An 18071-nucleotide genomic window follows, 5' to 3' on the forward strand; every position below is an offset into this window, starting at 1 on the left:
ATTAAGACACATAGTCTGTATATATTCATGCCGAAATCAGTATGGATCCCGCGATGCTCAATCTCCGTCAGATCAAGTGTTTTCAGGCCGTGGTCGAACTCGGCAACTTCTCCCGCGCCGCCGAACGCTTGCGCACCAGCCAGGCCGGCATCTCGCATGCGATCCGCGACCTCGAGGCGCTGCTCGGCGCGCGGCTCTTCGACCGCACGACCCGACGCGTCGAACTGACCGAGGCCGGTCGGGTCTTTGCGGCGGCCGCGCTGCCCGGCCTTGCGGAAATCGAGCGCGCCGTCGATGCGGTGCACGATCTCGGGCAACTGAGAACGGGCCTGGTGCGCATCGCCGCCCCGCCCTTCCTTGGCGCAACCGTGCTGCCGCGCCTGCTGCAGGAAGTCGCTCAAAGCCATCCGAACCTCAAACTCAGGATCGAGGACGTCGTGACGGACATGATCGCGCCCCGGGTGCGCAGTGGCCTCTGCGACCTCGGCGTCGGCACCTTTGCCAGCGACGAGGACGGCCTTGAGATCCAACGCGTGCTGCGCGACCAGCTGATGGTTTTTGCGCCCGAGGGCCACGCCATCTGCACGAAGGCCGAAGTGGCCTGGTCCGCGCTTTCCGACCAGCCGATCATCACGCTGACGCGCGAAAGCAATATCCGTCTTCTGACCGAGGTCGGCTTCGAAAGCGCCGGCGTGCCACTGCGCCCTTCTCTCGAAGTGCACCAGATCAACACGGCCCTTTCGCTCGTCGAGCGGGAGGCGGGGGTTGCCATCCTGCCGACCTATGCCTTTACCGGCCTCAACGGTCGGAAGATCTCAGCCCGCCCGTTGGTCGAGCCGTCGATTGCCCGCGATGTCTCTGTCATCACGGCGCGCGAACGCACGCCCTCCCCCGCGACGCTCGCGGTGCGCACACTGCTGCGCAAGGTGCTGCGCGACATGGTCCCGGTTGTCGGCTGATGGAACGCAAGAAGGCCGAAACCACCCAGACAGAGGTTTCGGCCTGATCATCCATTCATTGCGGCGCGCGATGCCGTCAGGCGGTGCGCAGCGAGACGTTCTTGACGACGGTGTAGTGATGCAGGCCCTCCGCGCCACCCTCGCGGCCAAGGCCGCTTTCCTTGACGCCACCGAACGGCGTTTCGGCGACGGAGGCCTCGAGCGTGTTGATCGAAAGATTGCCGGCCTCGATGCCCTGCATCAGGCGGTCGATGTTGGCGGCCGAGTTGGTGAAGCCATAGGCGGCAAGACCAAACGGAAGCGCATTCGCTTTCGTAAGCGCTTCGTCGATCGAGGCAACCGGATTGATCAGCGCGAGCGGGCCGAAGGGCTCTTCGCTGAGCGCGCGGGCATCATCCGGCAGATCGGCAATCGCGGTCGGCGCGAAGAAGTAGCCCTTGCCGTCCAGACGTCCGCCGCCGCACAGGATGCGGGCGCCCTTTGCGCGTGCATCGTCGACAAGCTCCTGGAGGGCAGCGATGCGGCGATCGTTGGCCACCGGGCCCATCTGCGTCCCTGCGTCGAGGCCGTCACCGACCTTGATCGAACGCGCCTTCTCCACGAAGGCGTCGGTGAAGCGCCTGTAGAGCGTTTCGTGCACGAAGAAGCGCGTCGGCGAGGTGCAGACCTGGCCGGAATTGCGATACTTGCGGGTGGCGCAGGCAATGCCGGCCGCAACCGGATCGGCATCCTCGCAGACGATGACGGGCGCGTGGCCGCCAAGTTCCATCAGCGCCGGTTTCATCACTTGCGAAGCGAGCGTCGTCAGGTGCTTTCCGATGACGGTCGAGCCGGTGAAGGCGACCATGCGGATCCGGTCCTGAGGGATGAGATAGCCTGAGATTTCGGCGGGGTGGCCGAAGACGAGGTTGAGTACACCGGCAGGAAGGCCTGCATCGTGGAACGCCCGCGCTATGTGCACGACGCCGGTTGGCGTCTCCTCGGACGCCTTCATGATGATGGAGCAGCCGGCCGCAAGTGCGCCGCCGATCTTGCGGGCGGGCTGGCTCATCGGGAAGTTCCAGGGCGAGAACGCCGCGACCGGGCCGATCGGTTCCTGCAGCACGATGTAGCGGATGCCCGGCGCGCTCGGGATAACCCGGCCGTAGAGACGCACGCATTCGCCGGCGTCCCATTCGAAGAATTCGCAACCGCGAATGACCTCGGACCGCGCCTCGGAAAGCGGCTTGCCGTTTTCGAGCGTGATCGAACGCGCGATCTCCTCTGAGCGCTCGCGCATAAGCTGGGCCGCCTTCAGGATGATCGCCGCGCGGGCAGCCGGCGATGTCCGGCTCCAGGCCTGAAAGCCCTGCCAGGCAGCGTCCGTTGCGTCGGCGAGATCCGTCTCGCGGGCGACCGCCACCTTGCCGATGACATCCTCATTGGCGGGGTTGATGACGGCGAGCGTCTCAGAGGTCGCCCTCCATTTGCCGCCGATATAGAGCTGAGCATGCGTATCCTGAGCCATGAGATTGCCTTTTCGCCATTCCTTCAGAGGCTGCGCCTTCCTGTTCCGGTAATGGATGCAATCAGCGGTCTAATATAACAATCCACATAGGTTGAATGAATTGATATCGAGATGTGATAAGTCTCGAGCCAGCCCAAACGAAAAAAAGCGCCTTCCCGGACAGGGAAAGCGCTTTTCCATTTTTCACAAGCGATCGCGATCAGGTCACGGCGCTACGGACAGCAAAGCGGGCGTCGCGCCAAGCGCCAGTCTCCATCACGTCATGCAGCACGTCCACGGCGTTCCACACATCCTTAAAATTCGTATAGAGCGGTGTGAAACCGAAACGGATGGTGGCCGGGGCGCGGAAGTCACCGATGACGCCCCGCTCGATCAGAGCCTGCATGATTTCATAGGCCCCCTCGTGCTCGAAGGAGACCTGGCTGCCGCGCACCGTGCCGTCCCTTGGACCGACCAGCTTCAGGCCATGCGCGCCGCAACGCGCTTCGACGAGCTTTATGAAGAGGTCGGTGAGTGCGATGCTCTTCCGGCGGATGGCCGTCATGTCCACTTCATCCCAAAGATCGAGCGCGGCCGAAAGCGTGCGCAGCGACAAGATTGGCTGCGTGCCGGAGAGGAAGCGCAAGATGCCCGCGCCGCCGTCGTAATTGCGCTCGAAAGCGAATGGACGGGCGTGGCCCCACCAGCCACTGAGCGGTTGGCTGGCCTTTTCCTGATGGCGCCTGGCAACATAGATAAAGGCTGGCGCACCGGGGCCACCATTCAGATACTTGTAGGTGCAACCGACGGCGAAATCGACGTTGCAGCGATCGAGTTCCACCGGCAGCGCACCGGCCGAATGGCAGAGATCCCAGACGACGAGCGCACCCACATCGTGCGCGCGCTTGGTCAGCGCCGCCATATCGCGCAGAGCGCCGGTCTTGTAGTTGACGTGATTGACGAGCACCACGGCGACGCTCTCGTCGATCACGTCTTCGATCCGCGGGCCATCGACGCCCTCAAGCCGCAGGACGGTACCGGGCCGCGTCGCAATCACGCCCTCAGCCATGTAAAGATCGGTCGGGAAGCTCTCGCTTTCCGCGACAATGACCTTGCGCTCCGCATTGAGGCCGAGTGCGGCGTGCAGCGCCTTGTAGACATTGGCCGAGGTGTGGTCGGTCACGGCCGTCTGGCCGGGTGCTGCGCCAATGAGGCGGCCGACGCGGTCGCCGAGCGTCAGCGGCAGGGCGAACCAGCCAGCCGTGTTCCAGCTGCGAATGAGGTCGCGGCCCCATTCGAGTTTCGCGGCCTTCTCGATTTCGGCATAGGAGGCATGAAGTGCCGCGCCGAGCGAATTGCCGTCGAGATAGATGACGCCTTCGGGCAAATCAAAGCGCTTCTTGAAGGCCGCGAGCGGGTCGTCGCGGTCGAGCGCCTCGACAGCATGGATATCGATGTTCATGGGGCAGTCCTTCTATTCACGGACGGTTTCGCGGGCCGGCATGGGGCCGCGGGCGCGCTTGAGGGTTGGGAGCGCCAGCATGGCGAGCACGAAGAGGCCGGTGGCAAGTTTCAGGTCGGTCGGCGGCATGCCGGCGGCAAGGCAGAGCGAGACAAGCTGGTAGTAGACGATGGCTCCGACGAAGGGTGCCGCAAGCTGGCGCCGGATCGTCTGCTTGCCGACAATGGCTTCGCCGATCATCAGCGCCGCAAGGCCGTTGATCAGCGTACCGATGCCCATGTTGACGTCCGCAAACCCCTGCGACTGCACCATGAGCGCGCCGCTGGTGGCCGAGAAGGCACCGGCTAGACCGACCCCACCGATGGTGAAGGCCCAGATGCTGATCCCCTGCGCTTCCGCCATATCCGGGTTGGAGCCGACGGCGCGCATGGCCGTTCCGCGTTCGGTCCGGAAATAGAGGTTCAAAAGGCAATAGACGGCAATGCCGAGCAGTCCTGCAACGACGATCTTCGCGACCGGGAAACCCGGCTCGGCAAAGGGTACGCCATCGAAAATGGTTGGCGTGCCGTACACCGAGAGGTTGGACTTGCCCATCAGCCGCAGATTGATCGAGTAGAGCATCGTCATCATCAGAATGCCGGCAAGCAGCGTGTGGATGCGGAAGCGCAGATGCACGAAGGCCGTGCAGCTACCCGCCAGGAAGCCTGCGGCCATCGCAACGAGGATCGCCAGCCAACCGGGTGCGCCACCGGCGAGCGACAGCGCGCAGACGCAGCCGCCGAGCGGGAATGCGCCCTCGCTCGTCAGGTCCGGAAAATTCAGTGTGCGGAACGGCAGCATGATGCCGAGAACGATGAAGGAAAGGATGAGGCTCTGCGCCAGCGTGACCGGGACGAGCGTGATGAAGTTCGAAAATATCATAGAAACCGTTTCCATGTCCGTCTCAGCTTGCGAGCAGCATCCGGTCGGTCTTCATGCCGAAGTGACCAATGAGTTTCGGGATCGTGACCTCGGCCTTTTCCGCGCCGGTGATCTCGAGCCGGATCTGGCCGGCATCGAGCATCACCACGCTATGGCCGAAATCGACGGCGTGCTGCATGTTGTGCGTCACCATCAGCGTGGTGAGATTGAAGGCTTCGACCGCGCGTACCGTCGCCTGCATGACGATGTCAGCCGTGCGGGGATCGAGGGCTGCGGTATGCTCGTCGAGGAGCAGCAGATCCGGCTGGTCGCACGTCGCCATGATCAGCGAAAGCGATTGCCGCTGGCCGCCTGAAAGCAGTTCGACGCGCGTGTCCAGTCGGTTTTCGAGCCCGAGGTTCAGCGCAGCGAGGCGTTCGCGGTAGCTTGCGAGCCGCCTGGCATTGAGGCCACGGCCAAGGCCAAGTTTCTTGCCGCGCAATTCGGCAAGTAGCATGTTTTCCGCAACCGTCATCGAGGCGGCGGTGCCTTTCATCGGATCCTGGAAGACCCGGGCCACCCGTGTCGCACGTTTGTGCACGGGCAGTGCCGTCACATCGTCGCCGTTGATGAGGATCTTGCCTGAATCGAGCATGAGCGCGCCGGAAATGGCATTGAGCATGCTGCTCTTGCCGGCGCCGTTCGATCCGATGACGATGGCGAAGTTGCCGGTCGGAAGCGTCAGGCTGAGATCGTTGAGGGCGATCTTCTCGTCGGGCTGCCCCTTGTAGAAGACCTTTCGTGCAGATCGGATTTCGAGCATCCGTTCCTCCTCTGAGCAATTCCGTAGAGGCCGCCTCCGCAGCCTTGCTTCCGGAATTCATGTAAATACGAATGGACAGGGCGCGCGCGGCGCGCTCATGGACGGCGGCGTCGTGGCCGCCGCCGTAGCTGGCGTCGGATTACTCGACGATGCAGTTGCAGTCGGCGAGCGAAGCCGGGATCTCGACGCCGAAGGCGGCCATCGCCTTCTTCGAGATCAGTGCCTGGTGGTCCTCATAGGCAGGGAAAACAGGAGCAATGGACTTCGGGTCCTTGCCCTTCAAGACTTCAGCCGCAATCTTGCCGGCATTCTTGCCGACCTGCTCGTAGTTGACGGCAAAGCTTGCCGGCACGAAACCCTCCTGTACGGCAGTATCGACGGCATTGACGACCGGGATGCCCGCCTGGCGCGCGGCCGACGCGACGGCTGCGATGGCCGGCTGGATCATGTTGGAGGTCGGGCCATAGATGACGTCGACCTTACCGGAGAGCGAGGTGATGCGCTGCTGGATATCGTTGAGGTTGTCGACGCCGACTTCGACGACTTCAAAGCCCTGCTCAGGCGCAATTTTGCGCACAGCTTCGAGCAGCGCGACGTCGTTGGCCTCGCCCGGATTGTAAGGCAGACCGACCCGCTTGGCGTTCGGCAGGAGCTTCCTGGTGAAGTCGAGCACCGCCGCCATGTCCTGGCTGTCGGTCGCACCGGTGATGCCGTCATCACCGCTTTCGCGGGAAGGCACGAGCTTGGCCGCGACCGGATCGGTCACGGCCGTGAAGATCACCGGGATGCCGGAGCCTGCGAGCGCCTTCTTGGCGATCTGCGAAACCGGGGTGGTGACGGTGTATACGAGCTTTGGCTGTTCGGCCTGCAGCTTGGCGATCATCTGCGGCACCAGCGAGGCGTCGAAATTGGTGTGGCTCTCCGTGTAGACGACGTCCTTGCCCTCGACGAAGCCGTTTTCGGCGAGCGCCGCCTTGAAGCCGGCGATGGCGGCGTTGAGCGGTGGGTGTTCGCCGAAATTGGCGATGCCGATGCGGATCGGATCGGCAGCCGCCGAACCGATGCCGGCAAGCACCAGGCCCGCCGCCATCAGGCCTGTGATGAGTTTCGATTTTGTCGTCGCCATGTGTTCCTCCTCCAGCTGTTGCAGTGACAGCACGAGCGATGAGGAAGCGCAGCCCAACGGCAAAGTCAACGATATAGTATACAATTATAGCAATTGGCGATTATCATATATTATTCTCGCATATATGATTACCGAACATTCGGGCGGTGAATTTTGGAGGTGCCTTTGGTCGACGAGCAGGAAAACAGCACAAAAACAGAGGCCGCCTACAGGATTTTGCGGACCGAGATCCTCATGGCCCGCCTGCAACCGGGGGCGCCGTTGCGGCCCGACCTTCTGAGCAAGACCTATGATGTCGGGCGGACACCTCTTCGAGAGGCACTGTCACGGCTGGAGGCCGAGCGGCTGGTAGTGGCGATCTCCAACCGCGGCTTCACCGTCGCACCCGTGTCGCGCAAGGGGCTGGAGGATCTGACGAAGGCGCGCGCGGTCGTCGAAATCCCTCTATTGCTGGAAGCCATGGAGCGCGGCGGCTCGGAATGGGAATCGGCGATCGTCACGGCGCACTACCGTCTGTCTCGCTGCAAGACGATCGTCGAGGATTCTTCCGACCTTGCCGTGGATACCTGGATGGAACGGCACGAGGCATTTCACGCCGCCCTCTTGAGCGCTGCGCAATCGAGTTGGCTGATGCACTTCCGCTCGACCATCTCCGACCAGCTCCAACGCCACTACCGGTTCCTCGCCTTCGCCCCAGTCCTGCGCGCGGCGCACGGAGAGACGGCCGGCTACGCGGAGGCCATGGCCGCGCTGCATAAGGCGCAATCAATCGGTCCGCACACCGAGCTGATGGAGGCCGTACTCGACCGCAACGCCGAACGCGCTCGGATCCTGATGGACGAGCATTTCGGCTATCCGCTCGAAGTCTACGCCGTCGAGGAAGGGGAAGCTGCGTCATCTGCATCCCGCAAACCATCAACACGCCCGGGAACTCATAAGAAATCCGCATGAATTAATGCTGATTAAGGCGATTGTTATGGGGAAAGCGACCCTGTTTCATGGCGCCTAAGCAAACGGAAGCGGCGTGATTTGCGCGGGCATGAGGAGGCCTGCGCGATCAACTGACACGACGAAAGAAGAATTCGGAACGCGACACAGGGGTGTGTTCGCCGCCGAGCTGTCGTTTGCTTGCGCCGCTGCCAGCCTTGGACGCGTCCGTTCACCGATATTCCAGGAGGAGACCAACATGCCGAGAAGGCTGATCATCACGTGCTCAATTTTGTGTCTGGCCGCGGGCACTGCGCTTGCCGCGGGTTGGGAAAAGGAAGTACCGACGGAGATCAACATCCAGGATCCCCACCTCAAGCGCTGGTCGGAACTGACCTACGACAAGCAGCCGCCGGCGCTGACGCCGGGCAAGGACTACGGCATGGATCCGGCGACGGGCAAGTTCAACGCGCCGCGCGCCACAGCACTCGGCGCATCGCCGAACTTCCCCGGCCAGCTCACCCATTGGGACGACAAAACCTACAAGAGCAACGTCGAGGAAATCGCCTTCTACCCACACATCACGTCGCCCTGGCATGCCTGGCCCGACGTCGCGGATTTTGACGGCAAGCGCTACATGTACCTGCATGACCGCGACTACATGCGCGTGCTCGACATCACCGACCCGGCCAAGGCCAAGGTCGTCTATTCCAAGGGCGGCGTCTGGGGACCGGACGGTTCAAGCGAAGACTGGGACGCCAAGACGGTCCAGGACTATTTCGGCGGCATGACGATTGCCTGGAGTGAAAAGCTCCAGAAAAACGTCGTCGTAGCCTCCTACGAGATCGGCCGCTTCGGCATTCTCGACAACAAGCGCACCCAGCCCGACATCGTCGAGACGCTACGCCACTACAATTCGCTCAAGGGCTTCAAGGTCTACGAGATGAACGGGCCGCTGCCGAGTGACTGGACGCTGATCGCCACCCGCACGACCGACATCAACAACCCGGACGCGCCCATCGGCAAGCAGCAGGGCTCCGGTTCGCTCGACGCACCCGCCTGGTTTGGCGGCAAGTACATGTACCTCTCGTCGGCGCCCGACGACAGCTACGCATTGACCGAGTATCCGGACTACCTGCATTCGCCGGGCTACCAGGCTTGGGACATGACGGACCCGGCCAATCCTCTTTTCGTCAGCCAGGTCACCGTTCCCGGACAGGTCGTCGGCGACAAGGCAAGCGAGGACGCCTACCTGATGAACCCGCGCGCCGGCAACCGCACGTCTTGGATGGGCTCGCGCATGCCGCTGTTCCTGCCGAAGCCGGTGGAAAAAGGTGGCAAGATCGGCTTCGGCGCGATGGGCGGCCTCGGCTTCTACACCTTCGATCTCACCAATCCCGGCACGCCGGAAATGATGGGCCATCTGAGCATCCCGCCAAGCTTTGCCGGTACCGAATTCGACAATGCCGATACCAGCCAGTACGAGCGCACCGGCTATGTCTTTGCCAACGGCTACCCGATGAACTCCAACTGCTACGAGCCCTACAAGGACGTGCTGGTCATCGACGCCAAGGATCCGAAGGACCCGAAGGTCGTCGCCACCTTCCCGCGTCCGACACCCCCGGCAGAGGCCGAATTCACCGACTATTGCCAGCGGCGCGGCAGTTTTGGTCCGAAGCGGTCCGGCACGACCCACCAGCCCGGTTACAGCCGGCAGGGCATCCTGCCTTATGCCTTCTACAATGCCGGGCTGCAGATCTTCGACGTCAAGGACCCGAAGGATCCGAAGATCGCCGGCTACTACGTGCCGCGCTTCCCCAAGCCTGAGGAAATGCCCGAATACACCTATGAAAACGCCAGCTTCGCGGTCTTTACCGAGTACGACCGCAACATCATCTGGCTGATCAGCATCGACGGCATCCGCGCCCTGAAGACGCCGCTTCTCGGTGTACCGAAAACCGGCCTTGCCGGCGAAGTCTGGCCGCCGCGCGGGTAACCCCCGACTGGCCGGTATCGCAAACGATACCGGCCCTTTTTTCTCTCATTCCATACAGACCCGCTCAGCACCCGCTTGTCCCGCACGCCACGGACGGAGCCGGCGAAGCTTTGCCAATTTTCAAGAACCGACAAGGGAACGAACTCGATATGTACAAACCAACCAGTGCTACGGCACTTCTCCTCCTGAAAGGTGCCGCAGCGGCGCTCTGCCTGATGGCCGCCACCCAAGCGGCAACGGCTGCAGACGCGGAACCGGTCGAATCTGTCCGCGTCTGCGATGCCTATGGCAACGGTTTCTTCTATGTTCCGGGTACCGAAACCTGCCTGAAGATCAGCGGCTACCTGCGCCACGAGGTTGCGGCCGGCGACGATGTCTACTGGGGCGGCTCGCTCGATGGCTTGCCCGGCAAGGCGCGGGCGACACTACGCTTCGACGCTCGCAATGAAACCGAATTCGGTACGCTGCGCTCCTATCTGGAGACGCGCTTCGAGCACAAGGCATCGGGCGAGCGCATCTACATTTCGGAAGCGCTTATCGAGCTTGCCGGCTTCTCGGTCGGCATCGCCGATTCGCTCTTTGCCAACTGGACCTGGGGTGCCGGCAACGTCATCTACGACGACGTCATTTACTACTCGGGCGACCGCACGATGCAGGCGAGCTATACCCACGACTTCGGCAACGGCTTTTCCGCCATGGTGGGCGCAGAGGAAGGCAATGGCTCCTGGGAACTGGAGGTGGTCGACGCGTCCGGCGTGGCAAGCCGCGAGTGGTTTGACCTCCGGGCCGACAGCATTCCCCACCTCCTCGGCGGGGTGAAATACGAAGCGGACCGGATGACGCTTTTTGGCATGGCGGCCTATGACACGCGCTATGATGCCTGGGCCTTCAAGGCGCGCGTCAACCTCGACGTCACCGACACGCTCTCATTGTTCGTCATGGCTGCCTACCAGTCCGACCCGAGCCGGCCGAACTACTACGGCAGCTGGTACGGCGACTGGGCAATGTGGGGCGGTGCTTCCGTGAAGGTCAGCGAAAAGGCAACCATCAACAGCCAGATCGACTTCGAGGAGGATGGCACCTGGAACGCAGCCCTCAATGTTGCCTATGAGATCGCGCCGGGCTTCAAGATCACGCCGGAGCTCGACTACACCGCTTTTCGCGGGTTTCGCGGACACGAGGACGCCTTCGGTGGTGTCGTGCGCTTCCAAAGAAACTTTTAAGCTTCGCGTTGAGGAACCGGCGGCGACCTTGCTGCCGGTTTTTATCCGGCTGCAGCAACGATGCGGGCTGCCCTTGCCAGAGAAACCTTCGCGCTGTGCAACTCCCTGAACGGAATCGAACCCCGCCACCAGTTGTTTCAAAGCTTACGAGTATCTCACCACTCCAAGATGAGCATTCCAGGCGGCGACTGCTCGCGGCCAGGGTCCGTTCGCACGCGGCTTGACCGGTTGAAGGGTCGTGCGCCAAAGGATTTCAGCATAGGGCATGCCATCGGCCGGGAACCGGGCGCGAACTTTCCCTAGCAACGGAAAGAATTACCATCGCTAGGCTGTCAGCCTTTTGGCAGCCCCTCTGGCCTCAGGTACTTTCGTAGCGCTGCAATGCGAAAAATCGCGTTGGCGGCTCCGTAGCCGCGATAGCCCCGTCTTTCGACGATCTCGAAGAAGAAACCTTCGCCAAAGGTCGGGCTGTAGAGCTGGTAATACTCGCCGTCCTCGTCGCGGTCATAGAGGATGTTTTCGGACTTCAGCCTTTCGACGAGTTGAACGTCGAGACCGAAGCGCGCTTCAACGTCATCGTAGTAGTTCGGCGAAATCGGTAGCGCCTTGAAACCATTGGCGCGCAATGCCTGCGCAGTCGAAAAAATGTCATTGGTGGCAAAGGCCAGATGCTGGACGCCGGAACCGAAGGTTTCGGCGATGAACCGGCCGGCCAGCGTGTTGCGATTTTCCGCGCCGTTCAGTGTCAGGCGCAACGTGCCGGCGTCATTTTCCACGACCTGGCTGCGAACGATGCCTGCTGGATCGACGATGTCGATCATCGGCGTCTTATGAGCATCAAGAAGCGATGTGTAGAAGAGCAGCCAGGTTAGCATTTCCTCATATTTTACGGTCTGAGCGATGTGATCGATGGAGCATAATCCGGCCGCGATGACAGAGCCGCCGTCGCGCACTGGCTCAAACTCGATCTCCCAGATCTTGGAGAGCTCGGATTTGTCGTCCAGAAAATAGATGAGCCCTCCGCCCACGCCGTGGATCGCCGGAACCACGAGCTCGCCTGGACCAACCGGCTGCTCGAATGGTTCTGCCCCAAGCACCCGTGCCCTTTCTACCGTCGCCGCAGCATCATCCACCATGAGGCCGAAGGCATAGGCGGACGTGCCGTGAACGAGATAGGAAGCGCTGGCAAAGCCTTCGCGCTCGGTGTTGACCACCAAGTTGATGGCGCCCTGGCGATAAACCACCACTTGTTTCGTCCGATGCTGTGCTGTTTTCGTGAATCCGATTGAAATGAGCAACGCTTCGAGTTCGCTTGCTTCCTCTTCCGAGGCACTGAACTCCACGAACGCTACACCTCTCACGTCGGCGCGGGGGGGCATTATGGGGACCGGCAAACGAGTATCCGGTTCGGCGCGCCTAACCTGATCCCCGAGATAGATCAGCGAGCGATATCCGTCGACAGCGATCGCATTGGCATTGCCTCCACGAAATTGGTCGTTGAAGATTTCGAGCGATAGATAGCCGTCATATCCAGTTGCCGCCACCGCGCGGGTAAAGTCTGTCACTGGGAGATCGCCCTCGCCCGGCATATTGCGGAAGTGCCGGCTCCAATACAGCAGATCCATGTCGATCAGCGGGGCGTCGGCCAACTGGACTATGAAGATCTTCTCCTTCGGGATGGAGCGGATCGAGTTGATCTCGATCTTGCGCGACAGCGTATGAAAGCTGTCGAGAATCAGCCCGATACTCGGGTGATCGACGCGTCGGACGATTTCCCAGGCGTCTCGATGATCGCTGATATGACGTCCCCAGGCGAGCGCTTCGTAACCGACGCGCAAGCCCCGCTTTGCGGCCCTTTCGCCGAGTTCGCTAAAGTCCGCGGCCGCCCTGTCAATGCCACCAACGGCAGCCGGCGAGACATTGGAACAGACAAGGACGAGGTCCGTGCCAAGCTCCTCCATCAAGTCGAACTTGCGCTCGGCACGGTCGAACGTTCGGGCTCTCAACGGCTCCGGCATGCCCTCAAAATCCCGGAACGGCTGGAACAGACTGATCTCCAAACCGAAATCTCGCACCATGCGGCCGACCTGACGCGGGCTCTCGTCAAAGGCGAGGAAATCGTTCTCGAAGATTTCGACACCGGCAAAGCCCGCCTTGGCGATGGCACGCAGCTTGTCCTTGAGGTCGCCGCTGAGCGAAACCGTTGCTATCGAGGTCTTCATCACTTGCTCCTCGGTGGAATTTTCGGGAATCAGCCGGTCATTGCCTTGAAATGGGCAAGCATCCGCGTTGTGTCGGGCTCAAGACCTGTAAACAGGCGAAAAGCGCCAACTGCCTGGAATACCGCCATTCCTCCACCGTCGAGCGTGCGGCATCCGCGTCGCCTCGCTTCTGAAAGCAGCGGCGTTTCGAGCGGGAAATAGACGATCTCGGCGACCCAGTGCCGCGGATCGAGAAGTTCGGCGTCAAGCGGCATCCCGGGATGGTTCGCCATGCCGGTCGGCGTGGCGTGAATCAACCCGGATGCCGATCGCATCGCAACAGAAAGGTCCGTACCGGCGGTGATGTCGGCTTCTGGAAACAAGGCGGTCAGCATCGCGGCAAGCAATCGCGCCCGTTCCGGCTCGCGATCGAAAACGATGAGACGCTTCAGGCCAAACGAAAGCGCGGCATAGGCTGTTGCGACGCCCGCACCTCCTGCTCCCAGTTGCACGCCCGAGGAAAGATCTGCATCGGGCAATCCGCGCCTGAAGCCTTCCGCAAAGCCCCACCAATCGGTGTTGTGGCCATATCGTCGCCCTCCTGTGAGCACGACCGTGTTGACGGCACCGAGCCTGTGTGCGTCTGGCGAGAGTTCATCGAGATGGGCAATGACCGACTGCTTGCACGGATGGGTTATGTTGAGGCCGGCAAACCCCTGCCTCTCAGCGTCGGCGAGCAGCCGCGGCAGATCATTTTCCGTCGCACCAATTTCGGAAAGATCGATAAGCTCATAAGCATAGCGGAGTCCCTGAGCTGCACCTTCGGCCATGTGCATGGCGGGCGTCAACGAGGCCTGGATGCCTGCACCGATCAGGCCCGCCTTCAAGGGTCTTACAAGCGTTTCGGACATTGTTTCCGTTTCCATCTTCTGAGCCCGTTGCAAAGGGCAGCCAGCCTGCGGCCCGCCGCGACTTTGCGGGCGGGCCGAAGTATTCGCGCGGTTACTGGCCCCGCGCGGCACCTATCTCCTTGAACAACAACTGCACGGTGTCAGCGCCGATCTCGGCGCTAAACTTCTCGATCACCGGCTTGACGGCGTCGCGCAGCTTCTGCGTCTCCTCGGGACTGAATTCGCTGACCTCCATGCCTGTCTTGCGGATTTCCTCAAGGGCTGCGGTATCCGCCTCGCGCGAGACCTTGCGCTGATAGTCGCGGGCCTCGGTCGCGGCCGCCTGCAGGACGGTCTTTTCCTCGTCGTTCAGGCCGTCCCAGAACTTCTTGCTGACGAGCACGATCTGCGGATTGTACTGGTGACGGGTCAGCGTCATGTATTTCTGCACTTCGTAGAACTTGGCGTTCAGGATGTTTGCGGCGGGGTTTTCCTGGCCATCGACCGTTCCGGTCTCGAGCGCTGTATAGAGTTCGGTGTAGGGCAGCGGCACGGCGTTGGCCCCGAGCGTGTTGAAGAGCTCGATCGGGATCGGGGACTGGATCGTGCGGATCTTAAGGCCCTTGATGTCTTCAAGCTTGGTCACTGCATGGCGATTGTTTGTGAGATTGCGGAAGCCGAGTTCCCAGTATCCAAGTCCGACTAGGCCGGTATCGGGCAAAAGCTTGCTGAGGCTCTCGCCAAAGGGGCCATCCATCACCTTGTCCGCCTCCTCGCCACTATTGAAGAGGAAAGGAAGGTCGACGGCACCGAATTGCTTGACGTTGTTGGCAAGAATACCGGCGTTCAACACGGTCATCTCGATAACGCCGCCCTGGAGAGCAGAGACGGTCTGCACGTCACCACCAAGCGTGCCGCCGGGGAACAGCTTCACCTCGATCTTGCCGCCACTCCTTTCATTCACGAGCTCGGCGAACTTCTCCATGCCCGTCACTTGGGGGTGACCCTTGTTGTTGGCTGACGCGAACTTGATGGTCTGGTCGCGTATCTCTGCAAGCGTTGGCGCTGCTGCAAACAAAACGATCGGCAGGGCGACGCCCAGTGCCATTTTTGTCAATCGGTTCAACATGTTATCCTCCCAGATTGAGCCGGTAATCCCGCCGGCCTGTTGAAGCGCAATAAAAAGTTGCCGTCAGTGCCCGAACCAGGAGACCGGTACGGTCACCAGTTCTGGGAACAGGACGAGCAGGAAAAGGACGATCAGTTCGGCAATGAGGAAGGGCCACACGCCCTTCATCAGGTCCTCCATCGTCAGTTTCGAGACGCCGCAGATAACGTTGAGAACGGTGCCCACTGGCGGGGTGATCAGGCCGATCGAATTGTTGATGATGAACAGCACGCCGAAATAGACCGGGTCGATCCCCGCCTGTTTGATGATCGGCATCAGAACCGGCGTCATGACGAGGATCGTCGGCGTCATGTCCATCGCTGTCCCGACGACGACGATCAGGACCATGATTGCGATGAGCAGAAGGGTCTGGTTGTCCATCAGCGGTTCGACAAGCGCGGCAAGCGCACCGGGGACGTCTGCAACCGTAATCAGCCAGGCGGAAACGGCAGCGCAGGCAACCAGGAACATCACGACGGATGTAATTTTCGCGGCCGCTACGAAGACATGGAAAAGCTGGCCTGGCGTCAATTCGCGATAGATGACCATCGAGACGAACAGGGCGTAGACCGCCGCAACAACGCCGGCTTCGGTTGGCGTGAAAACACCAAACTTCAGACCAACGATGATGATCACCGGCAACAGAAGCGCCCAGACACTGTCGAGCAGCGCTCCAAGCCGCACGCGGGCGCTTTGTCTTGGCGGGAGCTCGAACTGCTCCTTGCGAGCGACGATAAGCCAAGTGATGCAAAGGGCCGCGGCGATCATCAAACCCGGGAAAATGCCCGCAAGAAAGAGCTTGGTGATCGAGACGCCGCCAACCACACCATAGAGGATGAAGCCGATCGACGGCGGAATGATAGGCCCGATGATCGATGCAGAGGCAAGCAGCCCTCCGGCGCGCGCCGGATCATGACCGCTCTTCAGCATCATCGGCAGAAGCAGCGCGCCGAGGGCCGCCGCGTCGGCGACAGCTGAACCAGAGAGGCTGGAAAGAATGCAGGCGGCAAAGATCGCCACGAAGCCGAGGCCGCCGCGGATGTGACCGACCATGGCCATCGCCAGGGCGACGATGCGGCGGGAAAGCCCGCCGGTGTTCATGACCTCGCCTGCAAGCAGGAAGAAGGGCACGGCCATCAACGGAAAGCTGTCGGCGCCGTTCAAGACGTTTTGGGCGACGATCTGTGCATCGAAGAGCCCGAGAAAGAGCATCAGGGCGACGCCGCTGATGATCAGCGCAAATGCAATCGGCACGCCGAGCGCCATGGGGCCGAGAAGTGCGCCAAGGAAGATGGTGACCGTCATCGGCTCGTCCTCAGCGTTTGACGGGCAGCGGCCCGAGCGTGGCCGTGGGGTGTGGGTCAAGCGCCACTTCGTCTTCGCTGTCGCGCACCAGTTCCGCCGTCGTCACGTCGATGCGTCCGGTCGCGATGGCGAAAGCGTCGGCAAGCAGGATGAGGAATGCGGGTACCCCAAAGGCGAGACCGGCCCCGTAGAAGAAGCCCATGGAAAGCCCAGTCGCAGGCGCGCCGACATGCAGGTTGATGAGCGTCTGCGTCCAGCTGCCGCTGATCATCAGCCAGGTAGCGTAGAGCATCAACACATGGCCAAGAAGCACCGCGACCTTCGCGGCGGCCGGCGGCAGTCGTTTGATGAGCGTATCAACGCCGAGATGCCCGTGTTCGCGCAAGGCAACCACGGCGCCAAGAAACGTGAGCCAGACGAAGAAGATGCGTGATAGCTCCTCAGAGACCGTGATGCCCTGATTGAACGCATAGCGCAAAACGACGTTGCCGAAGACGAGGACGACCATGCCGGCAAGCAGCAAGGCAATCGCCACCTTCAGCGCGAAGAAATAGAAATCGATAATGCGGATCATGCGCTCCTCCCAAAGCGGAGTGCCGTCTTGGCGCCCGCGCATCACATTGGCGTCACGGGGCGGCGTCAGGGCACCGGTGCGAACACATCCTCCTCAAGTCGTCTTCGCCACTACAAAATGTACGAACTAGTACGTATGTCAAGCAGACTCTCTTGAAAGACCCCCGTAACCTCAATATGAATCTCACGGGAGGCGGTGTGGCGAGCCTCTGCGCTCGCCCGTTTCGATTTGGTTTCATTGGAAAATTTCGGCGAGTGCCGGGGGAGTGATGAAAAAGAATGGCGGGGCGGGTTGAGGCAAGTCGGAAGAACGATCCGGAACGCACCAAGGAAGACATCCTTGTCGTCGCTACGGAAGAGTTCTCCACACACGGCCTTGCGGGCGGACGCGTTGACGCGATCGCAGAACGGACCCGAACCTCCAAGCGCATGATCTATTACTATTTCGGGGGCAAGGAGGGACTTTACCTGTCCGTGCTTGAGCGCGCCTATCGCAAGATCCGCACGCTCGAGGAGGACCTGAAGCTTTCAAGCCTTGCCCCGGAAGAGGCGTTGCGTACGCTAATTTCCAGCACATTCGACCACGACGAGGCCAATCCCGACTTTGTGCGATTGGTCAGCATCGAAAACATCCACCACGCAGCGCATATGCTGCGGTCGGAAGCGATCCGTGATCTGAATGTCTCGGTCATCGAAACGATCGCGGGCATTCTGGAACGCGGTATCGCTGAGGGTGCATTCAAGCGAAAGGCCGACCCGATAGATGTGCATATGCTGATCAGTGCCTTCTGCTTCTTCCGGGTTTCGAACCGATATACATTCGGAACTATCTTTCGCAGGGATCTTTCCGAATCGGCCACGATCGGCCGCCATCGCCGAATGATCGCCGACGCCGTGATCAGCTACCTCCAGACGGAGGAAGGGGCAGCGAACCCCATATCCTAGGGCTATCGCGCATGGGATGGGAAGCACTCAGGCAATGGGGTGTTAATGCCAGAACGCTGCCGATCTCAACGACGTGCAGCCCAGACT

At 61.2% G+C, this 18071-nt stretch carries 15 protein-coding genes; 5 read left to right on the forward strand and 10 right to left on the reverse strand.

Annotated elements, in window-relative coordinates:
* The first annotated feature begins 53 nt into the window (after positions 1–53).
* Positions 54–959 carry a LysR family transcriptional regulator gene (locus ASD01_RS08920; protein ID WP_060580828.1) on the forward strand — a complete coding sequence of 302 codons (906 nt, stop codon included), beginning with the start codon at positions 54–56 and terminating at the stop codon, positions 957–959.
* A gap of 76 nt (positions 960–1035) precedes the next feature.
* Here the strand turns inward: ASD01_RS08920 and ASD01_RS08925 are convergent, their stop codons facing one another.
* The 5 genes from ASD01_RS08925 to ASD01_RS08945 form a co-directional block, all read right to left on the reverse strand.
* A complete protein-coding gene (locus tag ASD01_RS08925) occupies positions 1036–2466 on the reverse strand; it encodes an NAD-dependent succinate-semialdehyde dehydrogenase (protein ID WP_034796477.1) in 1431 nt (476 codons plus the stop codon).
* 199 nt (positions 2467–2665) lie between these two features.
* Positions 2666–3907 (reverse strand): kynureninase, encoded by a 1242-nt coding sequence (gene kynU, locus ASD01_RS08930; RefSeq protein ID WP_060643838.1) that lies wholly within the window; start codon positions 3905–3907, stop codon positions 2666–2668.
* Positions 3908–3919: 12 nt separating this feature from the next.
* Complete coding sequence (locus ASD01_RS08935) at positions 3920–4843, reverse strand: ABC transporter permease (protein WP_034796480.1); 924 nt, start codon at positions 4841–4843, stop codon at positions 3920–3922.
* A 7-nt stretch (positions 4844–4850) separates the two neighbouring features.
* Positions 4851–5630: an ABC transporter ATP-binding protein gene (locus ASD01_RS08940; protein ID WP_034796481.1), complete on the reverse strand. Its 780-nt coding sequence runs from the start codon at positions 5628–5630 to the stop codon at positions 4851–4853.
* Positions 5631–5769: 139 nt separating this feature from the next.
* The gene (locus tag ASD01_RS08945; protein ID WP_034796482.1) at positions 5770–6756 is read right to left on the reverse strand and encodes an ABC transporter substrate-binding protein; all 987 of its coding nucleotides are present in this window, start codon (positions 6754–6756) and stop codon (positions 5770–5772) included.
* A gap of 165 nt (positions 6757–6921) precedes the next feature.
* On the opposite strand from ASD01_RS08945, the gene ASD01_RS08950 reads away from it, so the two are divergent.
* The 3 genes from ASD01_RS08950 (at position 6922) to ASD01_RS08960 (ending at position 10902) form a co-directional block, all read left to right on the forward strand.
* Entirely contained in the window at positions 6922–7707 is a 786-nt protein-coding gene (locus ASD01_RS08950; RefSeq protein ID WP_060643839.1) for a GntR family transcriptional regulator, read from the forward strand.
* A gap of 235 nt (positions 7708–7942) precedes the next feature.
* Positions 7943–9679 carry an LVIVD repeat-containing protein gene (locus ASD01_RS08955; RefSeq protein ID WP_034796537.1) on the forward strand — a complete coding sequence of 579 codons (1737 nt, stop codon included), beginning with the start codon at positions 7943–7945 and terminating at the stop codon, positions 9677–9679.
* 149 nt (positions 9680–9828) lie between these two features.
* Positions 9829–10902, forward strand: a complete 1074-nt coding sequence (locus ASD01_RS08960; protein WP_034796486.1) for a porin — start codon at positions 9829–9831, stop codon at positions 10900–10902.
* A 332-nt stretch (positions 10903–11234) separates the two neighbouring features.
* Here the strand turns inward: ASD01_RS08960 and ASD01_RS08965 are convergent, their stop codons facing one another.
* From ASD01_RS08965 to ASD01_RS08985, 5 genes are all read right to left on the reverse strand, one after another.
* The gene (locus ASD01_RS08965) at positions 11235–13124 is read right to left on the reverse strand and encodes a bifunctional sugar phosphate isomerase/epimerase/4-hydroxyphenylpyruvate dioxygenase family protein (RefSeq protein ID WP_034796489.1); all 1890 of its coding nucleotides are present in this window, start codon (positions 13122–13124) and stop codon (positions 11235–11237) included.
* A gap of 29 nt (positions 13125–13153) precedes the next feature.
* Positions 13154–14014: a shikimate dehydrogenase gene (locus tag ASD01_RS08970; protein ID WP_034796491.1), complete on the reverse strand. Its 861-nt coding sequence runs from the start codon at positions 14012–14014 to the stop codon at positions 13154–13156.
* Positions 14015–14105: 91 nt separating this feature from the next.
* Positions 14106–15122 (reverse strand): TRAP transporter substrate-binding protein, encoded by a 1017-nt coding sequence (locus tag ASD01_RS08975; RefSeq protein ID WP_034796493.1) that lies wholly within the window; start codon positions 15120–15122, stop codon positions 14106–14108.
* 63 nt (positions 15123–15185) lie between these two features.
* The gene (locus ASD01_RS08980; RefSeq protein WP_060517979.1) at positions 15186–16466 is read right to left on the reverse strand and encodes a TRAP transporter large permease subunit; all 1281 of its coding nucleotides are present in this window, start codon (positions 16464–16466) and stop codon (positions 15186–15188) included.
* A gap of 10 nt (positions 16467–16476) precedes the next feature.
* Complete coding sequence (locus ASD01_RS08985) at positions 16477–17040, reverse strand: TRAP transporter small permease (protein WP_034796497.1); 564 nt, start codon at positions 17038–17040, stop codon at positions 16477–16479.
* 278 nt (positions 17041–17318) lie between these two features.
* Here ASD01_RS08985 and ASD01_RS08990 point away from each other — a divergent pair, with 278 nt between their 5' ends.
* Entirely contained in the window at positions 17319–17984 is a 666-nt protein-coding gene (locus ASD01_RS08990; RefSeq protein WP_029742882.1) for a TetR/AcrR family transcriptional regulator, read from the forward strand.
* Positions 17985–18071: the final 87 nt, after the last annotated feature.

It is taken from the genome of Ensifer sp. Root423 (assembly GCF_001426275.1).
In the GTDB taxonomy this organism is placed as follows: Bacteria; Pseudomonadota; Alphaproteobacteria; order Rhizobiales; family Rhizobiaceae; genus Ensifer; species Ensifer adhaerens.

What these genes read in the sequence shown, in the direction of transcription:
- ASD01_RS08920 (WP_060580828.1), top strand. Translation starts at nt 54, where the DNA reads ATGCTCAATCTCCGTCAGATCAAGTGTTTTCAGGCCGTGGTCGAACTC.
- ASD01_RS08925 (WP_034796477.1), bottom strand. Translation starts at nt 2,466, where the DNA reads ATGGCTCAGGATACGCATGCTCAGCTCTATATCGGCGGCAAATGGAGG.
- kynU (WP_060643838.1), bottom strand. Translation starts at nt 3,907, where the DNA reads ATGAACATCGATATCCATGCTGTCGAGGCGCTCGACCGCGACGACCCG.
- ASD01_RS08935 (WP_034796480.1), bottom strand. Translation starts at nt 4,843, where the DNA reads ATGGAAACGGTTTCTATGATATTTTCGAACTTCATCACGCTCGTCCCG.
- ASD01_RS08940 (WP_034796481.1), bottom strand. Translation starts at nt 5,630, where the DNA reads ATGCTCGAAATCCGATCTGCACGAAAGGTCTTCTACAAGGGGCAGCCC.
- ASD01_RS08945 (WP_034796482.1), bottom strand. Translation starts at nt 6,756, where the DNA reads ATGGCGACGACAAAATCGAAACTCATCACAGGCCTGATGGCGGCGGGC.
- ASD01_RS08955 (WP_034796537.1), top strand. Translation starts at nt 7,943, where the DNA reads ATGCCGAGAAGGCTGATCATCACGTGCTCAATTTTGTGTCTGGCCGCG.
- ASD01_RS08960 (WP_034796486.1), top strand. Translation starts at nt 9,829, where the DNA reads ATGTACAAACCAACCAGTGCTACGGCACTTCTCCTCCTGAAAGGTGCC.
- ASD01_RS08965 (WP_034796489.1), bottom strand. Translation starts at nt 13,124, where the DNA reads ATGAAGACCTCGATAGCAACGGTTTCGCTCAGCGGCGACCTCAAGGAC.
- ASD01_RS08970 (WP_034796491.1), bottom strand. Translation starts at nt 14,014, where the DNA reads ATGTCCGAAACGCTTGTAAGACCCTTGAAGGCGGGCCTGATCGGTGCA.
- ASD01_RS08975 (WP_034796493.1), bottom strand. Translation starts at nt 15,122, where the DNA reads ATGTTGAACCGATTGACAAAAATGGCACTGGGCGTCGCCCTGCCGATC.
- ASD01_RS08980 (WP_060517979.1), bottom strand. Translation starts at nt 16,466, where the DNA reads ATGACGGTCACCATCTTCCTTGGCGCACTTCTCGGCCCCATGGCGCTC.
- ASD01_RS08985 (WP_034796497.1), bottom strand. Translation starts at nt 17,040, where the DNA reads ATGATCCGCATTATCGATTTCTATTTCTTCGCGCTGAAGGTGGCGATT.
- ASD01_RS08990 (WP_029742882.1), top strand. Translation starts at nt 17,319, where the DNA reads ATGGCGGGGCGGGTTGAGGCAAGTCGGAAGAACGATCCGGAACGCACC.